This is a genomic window from Roseomonas sp. OT10 (genome assembly GCF_020991085.1).
In the GTDB taxonomy this organism is placed as follows: Bacteria; Pseudomonadota; Alphaproteobacteria; order Acetobacterales; family Acetobacteraceae; genus Roseomonas; species Roseomonas cutis.
Genome location: NZ_CP087719.1, coordinates 3,954,459 through 3,973,131, shown reverse-complemented (window position 1 = coordinate 3,973,131; position 18,673 = coordinate 3,954,459). Strand labels below are relative to the sequence as shown.

Annotated in this window: 13 protein-coding genes and 1 CRISPR repeat array; all 13 genes read right to left on the bottom strand. The window is 70.4% G+C overall.

The window, feature by feature from the left end:
- Positions 1-118: 118 nt before the first annotated feature.
- The 13 genes from LPC08_RS18065 to cas5c all read right to left on the bottom strand — a co-directional run bounded on the left by LPC08_RS18065 (position 119) and on the right by cas5c (position 18,575).
- A complete protein-coding gene (locus tag LPC08_RS18065; RefSeq protein ID WP_230449623.1) occupies positions 119-2,350 on the bottom strand; it encodes a GMC family oxidoreductase in 2,232 nt (743 codons plus the stop codon).
- A gap of 11 nt (positions 2,351-2,361) precedes the next feature.
- A complete protein-coding gene (locus LPC08_RS18060) occupies positions 2,362-3,774 on the bottom strand; it encodes an FAD-dependent oxidoreductase (protein ID WP_230449622.1) in 1,413 nt (470 codons plus the stop codon).
- Complete coding sequence (locus LPC08_RS18055) at positions 3,771-4,895, bottom strand: ABC transporter ATP-binding protein (RefSeq protein ID WP_230449621.1); 1,125 nt, start codon at positions 4,893-4,895, stop codon at positions 3,771-3,773. The genes LPC08_RS18060 and LPC08_RS18055 overlap by 4 nt, the downstream gene beginning before the upstream one ends.
- Positions 4,896-4,898: 3 nt before the next feature.
- Positions 4,899-5,741 (bottom strand): carbohydrate ABC transporter permease, encoded by an 843-nt coding sequence (locus LPC08_RS18050; RefSeq protein ID WP_230449620.1) that lies wholly within the window; start codon positions 5,739-5,741, stop codon positions 4,899-4,901.
- 1 nt (position 5,742) lies between these two features.
- Positions 5,743-6,669, bottom strand: coding sequence for a carbohydrate ABC transporter permease (locus LPC08_RS18045; protein WP_230449619.1), 927 nt, complete (start codon positions 6,667-6,669; stop codon positions 5,743-5,745).
- Positions 6,666-7,982, bottom strand: coding sequence for an ABC transporter substrate-binding protein (locus tag LPC08_RS18040; RefSeq protein ID WP_230449618.1), 1,317 nt, complete (start codon positions 7,980-7,982; stop codon positions 6,666-6,668). Before LPC08_RS18040 ends, LPC08_RS18045 begins: the two co-directional genes overlap by 4 nt.
- 32 nt (positions 7,983-8,014) lie before the next feature.
- The gene (locus LPC08_RS18035) at positions 8,015-8,767 is read right to left on the bottom strand and encodes a FadR/GntR family transcriptional regulator (RefSeq protein ID WP_230449617.1); all 753 of its coding nucleotides are present in this window, start codon (positions 8,765-8,767) and stop codon (positions 8,015-8,017) included.
- Between the two features lie 479 nt (positions 8,768-9,246).
- Positions 9,247-12,990: a CRISPR direct-repeat array (repeat unit 32 nt; unit sequence GTTTCGATCCACGCCCCCGCGCGGGGAGCGAC).
- Positions 12,991-13,182: 192 nt separating this feature from the next.
- Positions 13,183-13,473, bottom strand: coding sequence for a CRISPR-associated endonuclease Cas2 (cas2, locus tag LPC08_RS18030; protein WP_230449616.1), 291 nt, complete (start codon positions 13,471-13,473; stop codon positions 13,183-13,185).
- Positions 13,474-13,482: 9 nt separating this feature from the next.
- Entirely contained in the window at positions 13,483-14,523 is a 1,041-nt protein-coding gene (gene cas1c, locus LPC08_RS18025) for a type I-C CRISPR-associated endonuclease Cas1c (protein WP_230449615.1), read from the bottom strand.
- A gap of 4 nt (positions 14,524-14,527) precedes the next feature.
- Positions 14,528-15,169 carry a CRISPR-associated protein Cas4 gene (gene cas4 / locus LPC08_RS18020; protein WP_230449614.1) on the bottom strand — a complete coding sequence of 214 codons (642 nt, stop codon included), beginning with the start codon at positions 15,167-15,169 and terminating at the stop codon, positions 14,528-14,530.
- A 10-nt stretch (positions 15,170-15,179) separates the two neighbouring features.
- The gene (gene cas7c / locus LPC08_RS18015) at positions 15,180-16,118 is read right to left on the bottom strand and encodes a type I-C CRISPR-associated protein Cas7/Csd2 (RefSeq protein WP_230449613.1); all 939 of its coding nucleotides are present in this window, start codon (positions 16,116-16,118) and stop codon (positions 15,180-15,182) included.
- Entirely contained in the window at positions 16,111-17,901 is a 1,791-nt protein-coding gene (gene cas8c, locus LPC08_RS18010; RefSeq protein ID WP_230449612.1) for a type I-C CRISPR-associated protein Cas8c/Csd1, read from the bottom strand. The genes cas7c and cas8c overlap by 8 nt, the downstream gene beginning before the upstream one ends.
- Positions 17,898-18,575 carry a type I-C CRISPR-associated protein Cas5c gene (gene cas5c / locus LPC08_RS18005; protein WP_255702284.1) on the bottom strand — a complete coding sequence of 226 codons (678 nt, stop codon included), beginning with the start codon at positions 18,573-18,575 and terminating at the stop codon, positions 17,898-17,900. The genes cas8c and cas5c overlap by 4 nt, the downstream gene beginning before the upstream one ends.
- Between the last annotated feature and the right edge of the window lie 98 nt (positions 18,576-18,673).

The following is an 18,673-nucleotide window of genomic DNA, read 5'->3' as shown; positions in this document are numbered from 1 at the left end:
GGATCGCTTCTAAGGAGGCAGGCCAGTTGCCCCCGTGCTCCAGGACCATCCGCGCCGCCCGCTCCCGGGCTTCAGGCAAAGGCCGGGTCGGCGGCTTCGTCGTCAGGGCGCCATCGTCTCAGGAACAGGAGCCTCCAGGGAGCCCAGGGCGGTGCAGCCCAGCCAAGCGGTCGCAAGCGCGCGCTGCCAACGCCCACATCGTCAAGGTCGGGTTCACGCCGTGGCACGAAGGAAAGGTCGCACCGCCCATCACATAGAGCCCGGGCGTATCATGCACCTGCATGTCATCGCTCACCACGGAGGTCCTGGGGTCCAGCCCCATCCGCGCCCCCCCGAAATCGTGGCAACTTCCGATGCCGGTAAAGCGCGGCCCGTCCCAGCTTGTCGCCGCGCCCATGCGCCTGAGCATGTCCCGGGAACGGCGCATCGCCCAGTCGGCGAGGCGCTCCTCGTTCCGGCGCACCGCGAAGGTCACCCTGACCAGGGGCAACCCGTAGCCGCCGCGGTCGCGATGAAGGGGATCGAGGTCAAGAACGTTGCCATGGTAGGAGAGGGTGTCGGTCTGGATGCGGATCACGGCCCGTTCGTTCCAGCGGGCCATATGGTCCTGCCACGCCGGGCCGAAGGAGGGCAGGCCCGGCGGAAGGGCCTCGCGCGCGATCTGGATCGGCAGCATCTGGTTCTCGACGCCAAGCGTCGCGCCGCCGACCAGGCCATCCTCGGCAGCGAATGCCTCGGGGCGCAGCAGATCCTCGACGATGATGCCCTGCGCGCCCGGGCCGGCGTGCCGGTCGAACGCCGCACCCGGGACATGGCCGAGCACGCTGGGGAACTGCTTCGTCATGAAGTGACGCCCGAGCTGTGCCGACGTGTTCCCCAGCCCATCCGCCCGATGGGTATCGCCCGAGAGGAACAGCAGCCGGACCGTCTCGAAGGTATAGGCCGCGAGGATGACGGTGGGGGCGCGCTGCTCGCGCTCCCTCCCGTCCGGGCCGACATAGGAGACGCCGGCGGCCCGGCCATCGGCACCGGTCAGGACCCGCAGGACGCGGCAGCGTGTCCGCAGGTCCAGCCGACCCGTCGCGAGCGCGCGCGGGAGAAGGTCGAAGGTGGGCATCCAGCGATCGCGGGTCCGGCTGCCCAGCCCTTCCCCCCAGGGGGAGTAGGCCATCGGCGGACGCCCACCCCACGGCAGGGTGTTCTGTCCCACCGGGACGGCGGTGGGATGATAGCCGAGGGTCGTGGCGGCCTGGGCAAAGGCCAGGCCGACCTTCGGCGCGCGTGTCGCCGGCATGGGCAGCCCCGTGCGGCGCGGAATGAACGGGTGGCTGTCCGGCCCGGCCACGCCCACCAGCTGCTCCATCTCCTCGTACCACGGCTCCAGCGCGTCGTAGGAGAGCGGCCAGTCGGCAAGAGTGCAGTCCTCCTCGAGCCTGCGTTCCAGGCCCATCTCGCGCACCAGGCTGCGCATCCGGAAATGATGGGGATGATGGCGGCGCAGGCGCGCGCCGTAATGCGCGATCGTGCCGCCGACGCCATTGCCCATGCGCCCGAGCGAGAAGGGCATCGGTCGCGTCGCCTGCTGCGGCGTCTCGCGCCAGCGCGGCACCTCGGCGTTGAACTTCGGGCCGAGGCTGGCGCGGGCATAGACCGCGCCGGTCAGCTCGTCCGGGCGGTACGAGGCCAGCGGGCGCCAGCCACCGGCCTCCAGGCCGACCACCTCCATGCCGAGGAGCGCCAGGCGCGCGGCGGCGAGCGATCCGACTCCGCCGAGCCCGACGACCACGACGTCCGCGCGCGGGTTCGGCGCATCGAGCCCCCTCGCCGGGTCGAAGCCGGCGATCTCGTCCTCGTCCGGCCCGTCGTCGAGATCGGCCAGGGTCAGCGGAGAGGTGCCCGGAGCCGGCATGTCGGCAAGGCGAACGCCCGGATGGCCGAGGAATCGCCAGGTCGCGGCGGCCCGGTTCCCGCCATGGGCAGGGTCGGAGAACAATCCCTCGATCGCGTGCCGGCGCAGGGTCGCCCAGAACTCCGCCGCCGAAGGCAGGCGCATCCCCGGAACGTCGCCGGCGGCGAGGCGGCCCAGCAGGTCGTCGACCTGCCGGTCCTCCAACCCCTCGACCGGGCTGCCGTAGAGCGCGCGGGCGGCCCGGTTCAGCGCGGGCACGCCCTCGCGATAGAGGTCGAGGGCTGCGCGTTCCGCCCCGGCGAGCGTCCTGTCGAGGAAGTCGAGCGCCCCGAGGCCCACGGCATCCGGCATCGCCCCCCGCTCCGGCCAGATCCGCCGCAGCAGGGTGGCCAGCGTGCGGGCCTCGCCACGGGTCAGCGCGAGGGGAGCCGAGAGGGTCATCGGGGCGCGGCTCAATGGGTGCCTTCGAGGATGGCTCCCTGGCGGCGGAGACCGTCCCGCAACCGCCCCACGGGGACGCCCCGGACATTCCCCGGATCGTTCAGGTGCAGGCTCATGGAGGCGGCGAGGCCGGCCGCATCGCCCTGCGCCATGCACGGGCCCATGACGCGCGCCGAGCCATGTCCCTCCCGATCCGCCGACATGCAGCGGCCCGCGGCGAACACGTTCTTCACGCCGACCGGGATCAGCATCTCGTAGGGCATGTCGTAGGAACCGCCGCCCCGGACCGGGATGCGGACCTGCTTGAAGCCGTCCTGGTGGATGTCGATGTGATGCGATCCCTTCCCGATCCCGTCCTCCGGCCGCTTGCGGGCATGCAGCACATCGTCGCCCGTCAACACGTACTCCCCGCGGACACGGCGGGTTTCCCGGATGCCGACGCGGTGGGCGAGGCCGGAGAAATGCGCCTCCTCGAATCCGGGAATGTGGCCGCGCATGAAGGAGATGCAGCTCCACGCTTGGTCCACGAGCGATCCGAAGGCTTCGGACAGCTTGACCGTGTCCGTCGCATCGATGTTCGCGATGCGCGTGGTGTTGACGGACACCTCGCCCCGTTCCTTGGAGACGGGAATGATCCCGATCAGGGCGGTCTCGTACTTCAAGGCGCCCGAGCGGACGCCGTCCTGGATCAGCGGTCCCTGCCCCTTGATGAAGACGGCCGGCTGCCCCTGCTCATAGAGACGTTCCGCGCATTCCCTTGGCGAAAGCTCCGCCCCCATCCACTCGCTCTCGCCGACGGCCAGGTTCTCCGGGTGCTCGACGCAGAAGCGCAGCAACGGCTCCGTCCTCACGCCGGAGATCCGGAAGAGCATCGTCAGGGGCTGGAACTCCCCCATCTCGTTGGAGACCATCGTCTCGGCCCCGGCCATCATCGCGACGTCGCCATCGCCGGAGCAGTCGATGAAGACCTTGGCGCTGACGAGGGTGCGCTGCCGCTTGTTGAGCACCACGACCCCCGTGACCTCGCCGCGATTGGTCACGACGTCCTCGGCGAAGCTGTACATCCAGACATCCACCCCGTGCCGGCGGACGACGTTGGACACGGCGATCTTCATGATCTCCGGGTCGATGCAGACGTACCAGATCAGCCGCCAGTCCTTGATCGGGCCGATATAGCCGCCGAGGCGTTCGTGCTCGTCGAGGATCTCCTTCATGGAGCCGCCCACGATCCATTCCCCGCGGGCGTTCAGCGCGCCGTCGACCGGCAGGCCGGTGATCAGCTCGCCCCCGATCATGGAGCCTGCCTCGATCAGGAGGGTCTTCGCCCCGCTCTTCGCCGCGCTGATCGCGGCGGCGACCCCGGCGCATCCACCCCCGACGACGACCACATCGTACTCTTCATGCCGCAGGCGCTGCGCCATCATCCCTCTCCCTTCCCGTTGCAGTTCGAAAGCACGCCGTGGCTGACGGCCTGCCCGGAATCCTGGTCGAACAGGTGGAGCTGCGCCGGATCGAAGCGCAGCCCGACCGTCTCGCCCGGCAGGGGCAGGCCGGTACGGGGGTCGTGCCGGGCCACCAGCTCCCCGCCCGATGCGGAGCGCAGGGTGACATGCATGTCGGCCCCCGACAGTTCCGTCAGGACGACCGTCGCGCGCACCGGCCCCTCGGGCGGCACGATGGCGATCGCCTCCGGGCGAACCCCCACCAGAAGCGGTCCGGTTGCACGAAGCGAACCGGCAGGACGGGCCAGGTCGATTGCCCCGAACGAGGTCCTGAAGCGCAGCCCGCCGCCCTCGTCGAACGCCTCGCCCGGCAGGAAGCCCGTCTCCCGCTCCCCCACGAAGTTCGCGACGAAGGTGTTGACCGGCCGGCCATAGATCTCCTCCGGCGGGCCGAACTGCTGCAGCCGCCCCCGGTCGAAGACCGCGATCCGGGATGAGAGGGTCATGGCCTCGGACTGGTCGTGGGTGACGTAGATGATGGTCGACCGGATCGCCGCGTGCAGGCTCTTCAGATCCCGGCGCATCCGGATGCGCAGGCGGGCGTCCAGGTTGGAGAGCGGCTCGTCCAGGAGGAAGACGCGCGGGTCCCGGACCATGGCGCGGCCGAGCGCCACGCGCTGCTGCTGCCCGCCCGAGATCTCCTTCGGGTAGCGGTCCAGCAACGCGCCGATACCGAGCGTCTCCGCCACCAGGTCGACCTTCGCGCGGATCTCCGCCGCCGCCGGGCGGGGCCGCCGCGCCTCCAGGGGGAAGGCGAGGTTCTCCGCCACCGTGAGGTGCGGGTAGAGGGCATAGTTCTGGAAGACCATCGCCAGGTCGCGCCGCTCCGGCGGCAGGTGCGTGACGTCCCGGCTGCCGATGTAGATCGAGCCGGAATCGGCCTCCAGCAGGCCGGCGAGGAGGTTCAGCGTCGTGGACTTCCCGGACCCCGAGGGCCCGAGGAGGGAGACGAACTCCCCGTCCTCGATGTCGAGCTGCAGCGCCTCCAGCGCCACCACCTCGGCGTAGTGCTTCGAGACCCCGCGGAAGGAAACGTTCGCCATGGCTCAGCCCTTTACGCCGCCGCCGGTCAGGCCGGACATGAAGTGCCGCTGGAGCAGCACGAAGACGAGGAGGATCGGGACGATCGAGACCATCGACGCGGCGAGGAGCGGACCCCATTCGCGCCCGTAGAAGCCGAGGTAGAAGTAGATCGCGACCGGGAAGGTGCGGACGGCCTCGGTCGAGGTCATGGTGACCGCCACCACGAAGTCGTTCCAGGCGAAGACGAGGACGAAGAGGCCCGCCGCGATGAGGCCCGGCTTCGAGAGCGGCAGCACCACCTTCACGAGCGTCCGCAGGGGCGAGCAGCCGTCCAGGCGGGCCGCGTTCTCGATCTCCACCGGCAGGGAACGGAAGTAGCCGTAGAGCATCCAGACGACGACCGGGAGCTGGTAGGCGGCGTAGAGGAGCACCAGCCCCGTCCGCGTGTCCGTCAGGCCCGTCGCGCTGAGCAGGGTGAAGGTGGGAACCAGGAGGGAGGCGATCGGGATGCTCATGATCGCGACGGTGGCGCCCATGAGGCCGGCGCGACCGCGGAACTCGTAGCGCGCCAGGGCATAGGCCGCGAGGGCGCCGAGGCCGAGCGTCACGAGGACGGTGAGCGCCGAAACGAGCACCGAGTTCAGGATGTAGTAGGCCGCCCCTTCCCCGAACAGCCGGACGTAGTGCTGCAGGGTGGGAGCGTCGGGGATCAGCTGCGGCGGGAATTCGAGGATGCGATCCGCGGATTTGAGGGAGGCGGAAAGGCCCCAGAGGATCGGGAAGAGCGCGAAGGCGCAGATCAGCGCGTTGACCGCGAGCCGGTGCAGCCGGCGACGGCGCACGGAACGATGCAGGGCGGCGCTCATGTCAGATCCGTCCCATCCGGCGGAAGAGGAGGAGCAGGACCCCGACCAGGACGAGGTTCGCGGCGAAGACGAGGAGGGCGAGCGCGTTCGCCATGCCGAGGATGTGGTCCTGGAAGCCGAGGCGGAAGGTCTTCAGGACGACCGCCTCCGTCGCATCGCCCGGACCGCCGCCCGTGAGGATCAAGGGGAAGGTGAGGATGTTGACGAAGTGGATCAGCATCCGCACGAGCGTGATGAGGATCGCCACATGGAGAAGCGGCAGGGTGATCCGCCGGAACCGCATCCAGGCCGAGGCGCCATCCACCCGCGCGGCGAGGTGCAGCTCGGGCGGGATGCTCTTGAGGCCCGCGAGCAGCATGATCATCGCGAATCCGCTGTCGCGCCACATGGCGTTGAACACGAGGGCGGCCATGGCCGTGCCGGGTTCCGCCAGGATGGAGGCCTGCCCGAGGCCCAGCGGGCCGAGCAGCAGGGCCGAGAGGCCGGATTCCTGCGAGAAGACCCATTTCAGCAGCATGGAGCCGACCAGCATCGCGATCATGTAGGGGACGAGGACCACGGCCCGCATCGCGGTGGCCGCCCGGCCGTCGCGCTCGAGCCAGAGGGCGAGGGCGAAGCCCAGCACGAAGGTGAAGACGAGCGAGAACAGCGAGAAGACGGCCGTCACCCAGAGGCTGTTGAGGACCTCCGGGGAGCCGAGCACGCGCCCGTAATTCTCGAGGCCCACGAAGCTGCGGATCTGGAAGAAGCGGACGTTGTGCATGCTGTACCAGAACCCGATCACGAGCGGACCGAGGACCAGCGCCGCCTCCAGCAGCACGGCCGGCAGGACGAGCCGATAGGGTGTCCAGACGAGATGGCGGCGCCGGCGGATGGGTCGGGCGGCCGCATGCCCGGGCATCCCGGCCGCGACCCTGGTCGCGCTCATTGCCGGTCCTGGGTGGCGCGTTCGGCCCGTTTCAGCGCATCCTCGACCGAGCGCTGCCCCAGGACGACCTGCTGGGTGGCCAGGTTGAAGTCCGCGAGGGTGCGGGCCCAGTTGCATTGCCCCGGCATGGCCAGCCCGGAGGCGCCAAACATCTCGGCCACCTGCCGCTGAGGGGCATTCCGCGGCTCGGCCATCGCCGGCGTATCCAGGAGCGACCGCAGCATCGGCACCTGCGCCCCGGGATCGGTCCACAGGGCCATGGTGGCGGGGCTCGTCATGTGCTCGACGAAACGCGTGGCCTCGCGCAGCCGGGGCGAGTTCCGCCAGACGACGGCGGACCAGCCGCTGATCAGCGTGGGGCCGGGGCGTTCCGTCGTCCAGTTGGGGATCGGGAGCATCCCGAGATCCTCGCGATTCCAGCCGGCGGCCGTGCGCTGGATCTGCTCGAAACGGCTGTTGGCGACGATCTGCATCGCGTAGCGGCCGGCTGCGAACTGGTCGATGGCGTCGTCCGAGGTCATGGCCACCGCCTCGCGCGGGACGACCCGGTGCCGGGTGATGAGATCGGCCTGCCAGGCGAGGGCACGTGCGCCGGCCGGATTGGCGAACTGGGCGCGGCAGGCGTCGCCGAAGAGCCCGCCTTGCGCGCCGATCGCGGCCAGGACGGCGGGTGTCACGGAAAAGCGCTCCGTCGCGAGGCCGATGCCGAGTCCCCAGACGTCCGGCTGGCCATCCCCGTTCGTGTCCCGGGTCATCTTCCGGGCGGCCTCTGTCACCCCGTCCCAGGTCCGCAGATCGGCGTCGCCGACTCCCGCGGCCTTCATCAGGTCGCGTCGCACCATCAGGACCCAGGTCGAGGCCATGATGGGCATGGCGAGGAGCCGCCCCTCGACGGTCAGGCTGTCCAGCCAGGCGGGAAGCAGGAGGTCGGCCCGGTGGCCCGCGGGCCAATGATCCACGATGAGCGGCTTGAGGTCGGCGGCCGCATCCGTGTTCAGGATGAGGCCCATGTTCTCCGCGTTGACCCAGCCGATATCGGGGGCGTTGCGGGAATTGTGGCCGAGGACGAATTTCTCGCCGAGCGTCGTCCAGACCTGCGGCTCGACCCGGATCCGGATGGAAGGATGGGCGGCCTCGAAGCTCTCGATCGACCGCTTCAACGCGGTCTCCCGCCCGCCGGGGCGGCTGGGGTCGAGGAAGGTCCACATCGTGACGGTCGTCGGCGTCTGCGCGGCTCCCTGGCGGAGCAGGGCGGGCGTCATGAGGGCGCCGGCCGCACCGAGCGTGGCCCGGCGCGTGATTCGTCTGGTCATCTTCGTCCTCCCTCGGGGCGCTGGTCCCGCGCCTACTCCTTCGGATCGAAATACATCCGGCCGACTCTTCGGAAGTGTGCCCGCATGGCGGCACGGGCGGCGGTGCCGTCACGGTCGCGAAGCGCGGCCATCAGGCGCTCGCGAAACCGGATTCCCGCGGCCCAGCTCTGGCTGTTCTCGACCTTGCGCCGCAGGATCTCCCACATCTCCTCGCCCCTCAGGCGCCAGAGCTCGCGCACGGCGCCGGCAAGGATCGGGTTGCGGGCGCTGTCCGCCAGGCGGACATGGAAGACGCGATGCTCCTCGGACGGACTCTGACCGGAGGCCGCAAGGGTCCGCATGCGGTCGAGGCTCGCGTCCAGGGCGCCGAAATCGGCTTCGTCGGCGCGTGCGGCGGCCAGTTCGGCGCAGGCGCATTCCAGGGCCTGTCGCGCCTCGAACTGTTCCAGGGTGCCCGGTCCCAGGTCGGCCGCCGGGCCGAGGGGAAAGACGAAGACAGGCGGGATCTCGGCGCGGACATAGGTGCCGTCGCCGATGCGCGTCTCGATGAGGCCGGTGGTCTCCAGGGCGATGAGGGCCTCGCGTAGCGAGGGACGGCTGACGCCGAGCCGGTCGGCCAGCTCCCGCTCGCCGGGAAGACGCGCACCGGGCGCGAAGACGCCCTTGCGGATGAGCGCTTCCACTTGTTCGGCAATCTGTTCGTAGATTCGCTTGGGCCGGATCAGCTTGAGCCGGCTCACCGCCTGCTGAGACATGAGGGCCTCCCGGGCGGAGATGAGCGCCACTGGATTGGCCTGTCAACCGGTCAGACCAATAAAAGGTGTGGACGGCCTTGGGTTGCTGGCGCTTCCCCGGATGGGGATTCGTGCCCGACGCCCCCGATGGGTGGGTGGAGCCTGGCCCGGCAGGCTGGTGTGAAAGGGCGCGCGGGCGAGCGAGCCGGAAGTGCTGGCCATGGTGCTCCGCCGGCATGCCCCTGAGTGGCGGCGGGTGGGACCGGAGACAGGGCGGCTGACGCCCTGGCTGTACCACTCGCTCAAGGCACTCGGGATCCCGGTGGTTTGCCTCGATGCCCGGCACGCGCGGGGGGTGACCAAGGCGCTCGACGGGATGGTCTACGCGCCGAAGTTTCGATCCACGCCCCCGCGCGGGGAGCGACGCCCCTCCAACCGACGGGCCAGTCGCTCTTCGATCAGGTTTCGATCCACGCCCCCCACGCGGGGAGCGACCTTCGGGCCCTGGTGCGGGTGCTGCACACCTACGAGTTTCGATCCACGCCCCCGCGCGGGGAGCGACGGGCAGCCGGGCCCAGGCCTGCTGCGCCCCCACCCCGTTTCGATACACGCCCCCGCGCGGGGAGCGACGAGTTCGCCTTCCACCAGGACAGCCATGCCATCTGGTTTCGATCCACGCCCCCGCGCGGGGAGCGACCCGCGACGCGCCGGCCGAACCGGTTGTCCGTCGTGTTTCGATCCACGCCCCCGCGCGGGGAGCGACCGCCGATCGCCACGGGCGCGAGCTGCACGTCCAGGTTTCGATCCACGCCCCCGCGCGGGGAGCGACACTCGGCCGGGGAGTGCTGGTGGGGCGGCTATGAGTTTCGATCCACGCCCCCGCGCGGGGAGCGACCGCATCTGGGCCAGGGTGACGCCTGTCCTAGCCGGTTTCGATCCACGCCCCCGCGCGGGGAGCGACCGCAGGGTGCCCGGCTCGCGCAGGCGAGCAAGCAGGTTTCGATCCACGCCCCCGCGCGGGGAGCGACCGCCGCCGAACTTCGGGACGATCACCTCCGTGCTGTTTCGATCCACGCCCCCGCGCGGGGAGCGACGACTGGCAGATCAATGAGCGTTACCCAAATGGCGGTTTCGATCCACGCCCCCGCGCGGGGAGCGACTGCATCGCTCGCATCGGATCACGTGCGAGTGGGAGTTTCGATCCACGCCCCCGCGCGGGGAGCGACGTGGCGCGGGGGGTCATGGGGTCACCCGCTCATGGTTTCGATCCACGCCCCCGCGCGGGGAGCGACAGCCGATCGTCATGCCGCCTGGGCTCAGGATTTTGTTTCGATCCACGCCCCCGCGCGGGGAGCGACGGGACGCCGGCAGCGGTCGCAGCAGCAGATGACCGTTTCGATCCACGCCCCCGCGCGGGGAGCGACCCGCCTGAGCGGCCGTCACCCCTGCATCACCCCTGTTTCGATCCACGCCCCCGCGCGGGGAGCGACGGCGCCGCCCAGCCGGGGGAAGTGGCATGTCCTTGTTTCGATCCACGCCCCCGCGCGGGGAGCGACGCGATCCAGTTCCGCATCCACGGCCTCGCGGATGTTTCGATCCACGCCCCCGCGCGGGGAGCGACTACAACACCGGCATCGGCTTCGCAGATCGTGCGCTGTTTCGATCCACGCCCCCGCGCGGGGAGCGACACCGCGACGCGGCCGAGCAGGCGACCGACCAGATGTTTCGATCCACGCCCCCGCGCGGGGAGCGACCAGGAGTTCCGTGCCGTCGCCCGGACCCGGGAGGTTTCGATCCACGCCCCCGCGCGGGGAGCGACCTGCACCGCGCTCGCTGGCACCGGGGACTGCTGGTTTCGATCCACGCCCCCGCGCGGGGAGCGACGGTGGGTGGGTGCCGGGCTGGACAAAATCGGACAGTTTCGATCCACGCCCCCGCGCGGGGAGCGACGCGAGCTGGTGGCCTCCGGCGCTTCGCGCACCATGTTTCGATCCACGCCCCCGCGCGGGGAGCGACTCGGGTTGGCCTGCGCGATGCCCCACACCTCGGAGTTTCGATCCACGCCCCCGCGCGGGGAGCGACCGGCGCGGCGGCAGCAGCGCCCGGCACACCGCCAGGTTTCGATCCACGCCCCCGCGCGGGGAGCGACTCTTGATCTCGGCCAGGCGGCCGATGTAGCCGGGGTTTCGATCCACGCCCCCGCGCGGGGAGCGACCTTGTGCCCAGCACGCCTCTGACCGCCTGAAATTGGTTTCGATCCACGCCCCCGCGCGGGGAGCGACCGCCTGCTCGGCCGCGTCGCGGTTGCCCTGCGAGTTTCGATCCACGCCCCCGCGCGGGGAGCGACGCTGCGGTGGTACGGCGAGCAGACCGCCGGATGCCGCAAGGTTTCGATCCACGCCCCCGCGCGGGGAGCGACAATCGGCTTCGACTGGCCGCTGTAGGGCAAGGTGTTTCGATCCACGCCCCCGCGCGGGGAGCGACCAGGGCATCACGCCGGCCAATTTCTACTACGAGAAGTGTTTCGATCCACGCCCCCGCGCGGGGAGCGACGTCCCAGCCAGCGTGGGACTCGCCCACCTGCTTGAAGTTTCGATCCACGCCCCCGCGCGGGGAGCGACTCGCGGAGGTCTGGCGCGTGCCGGGCGTGCTGCAGGTTTCGATCCACGCCCCCGCGCGGGGAGCGACCAGGCGATCATCAACGACCTCTACCTGCGGCTGAAGTTTCGATCCACGCCCCCGCGCGGGGAGCGACTGCTGCTGCGGGCGCCGGACCCACCCGGGTGGCTGTTTCGATCCACGCCCCCGCGCGGGGAGCGACGGTACCTGCGAAGAGGTGATCGGGATTGACGCAAGTTTCGATCCACGCCCCCGCGCGGGGAGCGACATGTCCGCCTCGGTGCGGGTCTCCACTTGGGCCGCGTTTCGATCCACGCCCCCGCGCGGGGAGCGACGGCCGAGCAGACCGACGAGCAGTGGGCTGCGTGGATGTTTCGATCCACGCCCCCGCGCGGGGAGCGACCCATCCGCAAGCGCGGCGTCGCCCTGACGGACGCGTTTCGATCCACGCCCCCGCGCGGGGAGCGACGCTCGCACAGGGTCTTCCCCAGGCCGGTGTCGAGGTTTCGATCCACGCCCCCGCGCGGGGAGCGACCTACGGGTTCCCGCCCGGGAGCAGCACGTCCACGTTTCGATCCACGCCCCCGCGCGGGGAGCGACCTCCGCAGTGCGGCCGCGACCTCGCGCGCGTGCTGGTTTCGATCCACGCCCCCGCGCGGGGAGCGACGGGAGCGTAGCGCCTCCTGCTCCTCGGCCTTGGCGTTTCGATCCACGCCCCCGCGCGGGGAGCGACGACCTACAACGTCGAGGACGACAGCGACGAGCAGTTTCGATCCACGCCCCCGCGCGGGGAGCGACCGGCACGGCGGCGCGGCATGCGTCAGGTGCGGCAGTTTCGATCCACGCCCCCGCGCGGGGAGCGACGGGAGACGACGCGGTTCAGGGTGTTGACCGTCCGTTTCGATCCACGCCCCCGCGCGGGGAGCGACACCTGGAAGCCCGCCTTCGCGCCGTACCACGGGGTTTCGATCCACGCCCCCGCGCGGGGAGCGACGTCCGACTGGATGCGGCTGTTCTCGATCATGACGTTTCGATCCACGCCCCCGCGCGGGGAGCGACCGTTGACCGAGACGCCCAGCTCGTCCTCATAGTCGTTTCGATCCACGCCCCCGCGCGGGGAGCGACGTCCTTCACGCGCGCATCGGAGCCGTTGACCCAGGTTTCGATCCACGCCCCCGCGCGGGGAGCGACCGCTTGTGGCTGCGCCAGTGATGCGGCGGCACAGGTTTCGATCCACGCCCCCGCGCGGGGAGCGACTCCCCGATCTGGTCTATGTGCCACCGGGGGCTACCGTTTCGATCCACGCCCCCGCGCGGGGAGCGACGCCCCCGTATCGGGCGTGCCGGTGAAGGTGCCGTAGTTTCGATCCACGCCCCCGCGCGGGGAGCGACAAGACTTTCGCGAGTGGTTCCTCGACAATCCCCGGTTTCGATCCACGCCCCCGCGCGGGGAGCGACAGGGACTCCGCGACGGCAGCAGCGGGCACCCGCCGTTTCGATCCACGCCCCCGCGCGGGGAGCGACTCCAGCTTCGCCTTCAGCGCCGCGTTCTCGGCCTGGTTTCGATCCACGCCCCCGCGCGGGGAGCGACGACTCCGCGTCCAGCCCGGCGCACGAAGCCCTTGTTTCGATCCACGCCCCCGCGCGGGGAGCGACGCCTTGCACAAAAAGCACTGACATATCAAACGGATGGAGAAAAGCGGATGCGAACCTGCTTCAAGGCTGGCTCCTGGACGCAACACGCAATCCCAGCCAGCCGGTTTTCCTTGGCGTATTCAGCAGCCTCGGCCGCGCGCGATCCTCACAGCACTTTCGTGACCGCTTGTGGTTCGCGCCACGCCGAAGGCCCTAAAAGATCAACGGCCCGTCCAGGTCCAGGATGGGCTTGGCGCCCAGATGCTCCACCCGTGCTTTACCTGATGCACCCAGCTTGTAGAACCGGAGGCTATCCTGCTCCAGGTCCGCCTCGGCGATCAGCCGTGCGCGCAGTGTCGCCCATTGTGCTGGGTCGACGTCACATTCGAACACGGAATTCTGCACCCGTTGGCCACGATCGAGACAGGCGCGCGCCACGCGCCTTAGCCGCCGCCGGCCTTCCGGCGTGACGGTGCTGACGTCATAGGTGACCAGCATCAGCATGGCATGCCCCTACTTCCAGAAGAAGCCAGGATAACCATCCAGATCCCCGCGCAGATGCCGCGCCAGGAGCTGGGCCTGCAGGTATGGAACCAGCCCCAGCGGCACGATCTCCCCCAGAAAGCCGTGCCGCAGCGTGTCGCGCTTGCGTTCCTGCCAGGCGACCAGCACCTGCTTCCGGGCTTCGTCGGTCAGACGCACACCACCAGCCTCCTCGATGATGAAATCGCCGCCCCGCATCTGCCCGCGGTTGACCAGACTCAGCGCCAGCCGATCCGCCAGCACCGGCCGCAGCTCCTCCATCAGGTCCAGGGCCAGCCCGGCGCGGCCCGGCCGGTCGCGGTGAAGGAAGCCGACCTGCGGGTCCAGCCCATGCGCCTCCAACGCGGCGCGACAGTCATGCCCCAGCATCGCATAGAGGAAGGAGAGCAGCGCGTTCATCCGGTCCAGCGGCGGCCGCCGCGAGCGCGTGGTGAAGCCCATGACGGGATCAGCCGCCCGGACGAGATGCCCGAAGACACCGAAGTAGAGGGCCGCTGCCTCGCCCTCCAATCCGCGCAGCAGGTCGATCTCCGCCGCCAGCAGGATACGCCGTGCCTGGTCCAGAAGCCGTGCGGCGCAAAGCTCCAGGGCCCCCCGCGCCGGCGCGTCCATGCCCGCGCCATGGTCGCGCAGCGCCCGTAGCAGCACGGTGCGCTGGTTCGCCACCTTGGCGGCGACCATCCCGCGTACCACCGGCACGGCCCGCACCACATCGTCGGCCAGCCGGTACTGCGTGCGACGGAGCAGCACGTTGCCGCTGCGCGAGCCCTCGATCCGAGCCAGGAACCGCCCGTTCGGATCAAGGCAGGACATGGCGATGCCGCCTTCCGCACAGGCCGCCATCAGCGCGGGGGAGAGGCCGGGGCGTCCGAAGGTGACCAGCCCCTCCAGCATGTGGAGCGGCGCGCGGCCGACCTCCTGGCCCTCCACCTCGACCACCAGGTTGGCACCGTCCTTGCGCAGCCAGGCAGCATCGCGCGTCACGTAGATCGTGTTCAGCATGCGTCGCATCGGATCATTCCTCCGCCACCAGTTGCTGCGCGAGCCAGCTGGCCACCTTCGGCGGCTTCTCCAGGCGGCCGGGCTGGCACAGGTCGATCATCGAGCAACGCTGGCAACCGGGTTGCAGCACGGGCGGCGGCGTCACGCCCGCCAGGATGTTCGCCCGCGCCGTCTCCGCCGTGGCGGCGGTCAGCGCCCGCAGCGCTTCGTCGAAGCGCACCACCACCCGGCGTCGGGTCTGGCCGTAGAACAGCGCACCCTCGGGAACGGCGGTGCCGAACATCTCCTCCAGGCAAAGTGCCTGGGCGCAAAGCTGCACCTCGTCGGCGCGATGCGCCTTGGGGCGGCCGCGCTTGTACTCGACCGGGTAGGGCTGCGGCGGACGGCCGCGGAACTCCACCGTATCCGCCTTGCCCACCACGCCCAGCGCCAGGGAGCGCAGGGCGATGCCGCGCGCGATCCGAAGGCCGGGGCGGGTCTCGCCCCTGCCGGCGTCCACGCGGTCGTGCAGCAGCCTGCCCTCGGCGGTGGCAGCATCCTCCGCCCATAGCTGCTCCACATGGATCAGCGCGCATTGCCGCGGGCAGAAAAGCTGGTGCTGCAAGGCCGAGAGCGGGATCAGCCCATCCTCGGCCTCCGGGCTGGGCGCGAGCACGGAGCCGAACTCAACGTTCGATCACTTCCACCCCTTCCGGCAGCCCATCGCGATCGACGGTGATGTCGTAGTCGGCGAAGCTGCGAGCGGCAGGCCAGTTGTCGATCGCCTCCGCGCCCACGGGGTGGCGGCTGTCCCCCTTGCGGCGCCAGCAGCGCACCCGGTCGAAGAGTTCGCTGGCCCGCGCATTGCCCAGCGCCGTGGCGTGCCGGAACACCACCAGCCGGCGCATGGCCATCTCGCCACGGGCGGCGGAGCGGTCATGCTCGAACATCTGCGTCAGACCCTCGAACAGCAGGTCGAGATCGGCTTCGGAGAAGCCCGTGCCCTTGACCGGATGCGAGGCGAGCGGCGCGGAGACGAAGCCGTGCGCGCGGTAGAGGCCATAGGGGATGATGTGCTTGCGGCCCATGGTGCGGCCGCCCTTCTCCTCCGCATCCTTCTCGGTGGTGGCGGCGAGGCGGGTGATGGAAATCTCCAGCGGCAGCACCGGCTCGACCGAGGTGGCGAAGGTGAGCTGCACGGGCCCGCGCACCTGCCCGGCATTGACCCCCGTGGTCATCACCGCGCCGAAGCTGCGGATGTCCCAGAAATTCGCGCACATCCATCGCGTCAGGGCCTGGGCCCTGGCCTCGTCCTTCGGCAGCTTCTTCTGCTCGTCGGCCTTGGTCACCTCCGGCATCACGGCGGCCCAGGCGCGCTTGTGCTCGAGGTTCAGCGTGGCGCCGTCGCGCATGTAGATCTCGTGCCCCGGACGGTCGCCCCGGGCGAGTGCCACATAGTTGCGCAGCTTGCGCTTCAGCGCGACGTCCGACACCAGGCCGCGGTTGGTCTCGGGATCGAGGCGCGGCAGGTTGCCCGCATCCGGGTCGCCGTTCGGGTTGCCGTTGGTGACGTCGAAGAACAGCACAAACTCGTGCCGGCGGGTCAGCGCGGCCGTCTCACTCATCGGTATGGCCTTTCTTGCTCTCATCCTCGTCCGCGGTCTGCACGGCGGACCTGCTGCCGATGCGCGCGCTGCGCTGGTGGTAGTAGCCGATGGCAAACTCCCCCTGCTTCTCCAGCGCGAGCGAGCGCGGCAGCGAGGGCGGGAGCTGCGCGAAGATCTGGTCGATCTCCTTCTCGATCCAGCCGCCCTTGCCCTCCTTGCGCAGCCGGCCGAGATGGTTCTGCACTCCGCGCAGCAGCAGCGGGAAGACGCTGGCCGGCGTGGCGGAGGCGGCGCCGAAGTAGCGGTCGCGGATGGTGGCGTTCACCGTGCCCAGCGAGACACGCTGGGCGATCTCGGCCATCGCGAAGAGTCGGCCGAGCTGATAGGCCGGACTGGCATTCTCCCGGTCGAGGCTCACGGGCGGCGGTTCCTTTCGGTGGTGCGAGGCGAGCACGGCGCGGATCGCGGCGGCGTGCCAGCCGGTGCCGGCATCGTCGCCCGCGCGCAGACGCATGATGGCGGCGGCGAGCAGGCTGCGCGGATAGGGCGTGCCGGCGAGGATGGCGCGCGTCACCTCCCCGGCGAGCAGGGGCGGGATGTTGTCGAACTTCTCCTGCAAGGCGACGGTCTTCACCAGCAACCGGTTCACCGAGGGCGGCAGCGCTCGCCAGGGCGGCGGCTCGATCGTCAGCGCCGCGTAGTGGTCGGCCAGCCGGCGGGCGAAGATGGCGAAGTCGTCCGACAGCCAGAAGCGCACGGAAAGCCGCGCGGCATTGGGTGCGAGGCCCAGGATGTGGAAGCGCACGCCCTCGGCAAGCTTCGGGTCGGCGTCGCGCAGCGGGCGGCCCTCATGCAGCGCGGCGAGAAGGGCACGCAGCTTCGCGGCCTCCTCGCCGTCGCGCGCCGTGTCGCCTTCCGGGGCGGGCGGGTTGAACAGCGTATCGAAGGCGCTCTCGGCGGCCTCCGCCGCCACCTCGCCGACGCCCGAGGCATCGGCCCAGAACACCACGGTGGTGTCGCCGATCGGGCGCGGCAGGCGGTTGCGGCTGCCCCGATCCAGCATGCGGTTCAGCGCAGCGCCGTAGCGGAAGGCGATGACCTGCGAGGTCGGAGCATTCGCGCCCTGCTCCTGGCCGTAGGAGCTGAAGGCTTCGAGGTTGAAGGAGACCAGCGCCGCGCCGGAACTCTGCGCGCCTTCCACCCCCTTGATGGTCGGATGCAGCCGCGTGATCGGCGCCTCCACGCCGGAGACCAGACAAAAGGCGCGCTTTCCCTCGCCGCCCGCGCGCGCCGCGACCAGGGCGCGCGCGGCCACCCGTTCATGCAGGTAGCGGTGCTCGCCCTCCAGCGCGAAAACCAGGTTGGCGTCCAGCATCTCCGCCTCGAAAGGCGGGGCGTCGAAGTGTTCCGACTGCCAGGCCTCCAGGAAGCGGCGCAGCGCCAGCAGACCCGGATCCTTCGTGTCCGCCAGCAGGTCCAGATGCAGCTTGCGGAAGGCCGCATGCTCCTCGGCCGTGCGGCGTCCCTCGCCGGCGGTCCGGCCAAGCACATAGGCGCTCTTGTCCCAGAGCAGGTTGGGCAAGATGCCCGCCGTCCGCTTGACGGCGGCCGGCACCTCCATCAGGCGGGGCAGCAGCTTTCTGCCGGCCTGCTGGCGCAGGTCCAGCCGCGCCGCTGGCTTGCCCTCCGGGGACAGCACGATGGCAAAGCCGATCTTCTCGCGGGAGTAGCCGGGCGCTTCCGCCTCTCCCCGCGCAGCCATGCGGTCGTAGTAGCGGTCGAGCGACTGGAGGATGGTCACGTCGCGCTGCCCTCCTCCAGGCAGGCACGCACATTCACCACCCCGTCCTGCATCCGCGCCCGGAAGAAGCGCGAGACCGCGTCCGCCCCGTGATCGATGTCGTGCAGCATCCAGCCCAGGTCGCGGTCGCGCTGGTCCGGCGGCAGGGTGCTCGCCGGCAGCGGGGCCCCGGGCGGGAGCAACGCGAACTCTGCGGCGAACTCCCGCGTGCCGAGGCAGGGACGATGGAAGCACTGGCCGGCCTCGGCGCGCCGGTTGAACATCGACAGGTGCTTGGCCGGCGTGTCCTCGGCGCCCGCGCGCGGCGTCATGACGAAATGCGCCTCGATGACATAAGCGACGTCGACGAGCAGGGTGGCGGCGCGCTGCTGCCGCACCTCCTCCATCACCATCCCCAGCCCGGCGACGGAACCCGCCCGCATGGCGCGTTCCGCAGTGGGGCCGGGGATCTTGCTGGACACCTCGTTGCGGCGGAAGGACTGGAAGCGGATCGGGCGCAGGACGTGGAGCCGATCCACCACCCAGCGGATGGCCGGCTTCCAGTGGATCGCCTCCAGGATGCCGCGTGCGGCGGAAGGGGTGATGACATCGTAGGAAACACGCTCGACCTTCATCTCCGGACGGGAGAAGCAGGCGCGGTCGCCCCAGACGTGCAGCCGGACGCCGAAGCTCACGCCGAGTGCAAAGAAAGCAACATATCTTCCTCCCGACCTGCTGTGCGTCCGAAATGCGAAGGCGTTGGGTCGATTCGCGTCAGTTTCCGCAGATAATG

What these genes read in the sequence shown, in the direction of transcription:
- LPC08_RS18045 (WP_230449619.1), bottom strand. Translation starts at nt 6,669, where the DNA reads ATGAGCGCGACCAGGGTCGCGGCCGGGATGCCCGGGCATGCGGCCGCC.
- LPC08_RS18065 (WP_230449623.1), bottom strand. Translation starts at nt 2,350, where the DNA reads ATGACCCTCTCGGCTCCCCTCGCGCTGACCCGTGGCGAGGCCCGCACG.
- LPC08_RS18040 (WP_230449618.1), bottom strand. Translation starts at nt 7,982, where the DNA reads ATGACCAGACGAATCACGCGCCGGGCCACGCTCGGTGCGGCCGGCGCC.
- cas1c (WP_230449615.1), bottom strand. Translation starts at nt 14,523, where the DNA reads ATGCGACGCATGCTGAACACGATCTACGTGACGCGCGATGCTGCCTGG.
- LPC08_RS18060 (WP_230449622.1), bottom strand. Translation starts at nt 3,774, where the DNA reads ATGATGGCGCAGCGCCTGCGGCATGAAGAGTACGATGTGGTCGTCGTC.
- cas7c (WP_230449613.1), bottom strand. Translation starts at nt 16,118, where the DNA reads ATGAGTGAGACGGCCGCGCTGACCCGCCGGCACGAGTTTGTGCTGTTC.
- LPC08_RS18055 (WP_230449621.1), bottom strand. Translation starts at nt 4,895, where the DNA reads ATGGCGAACGTTTCCTTCCGCGGGGTCTCGAAGCACTACGCCGAGGTG.
- LPC08_RS18050 (WP_230449620.1), bottom strand. Translation starts at nt 5,741, where the DNA reads ATGAGCGCCGCCCTGCATCGTTCCGTGCGCCGTCGCCGGCTGCACCGG.
- cas2 (WP_230449616.1), bottom strand. Translation starts at nt 13,473, where the DNA reads ATGCTGATGCTGGTCACCTATGACGTCAGCACCGTCACGCCGGAAGGC.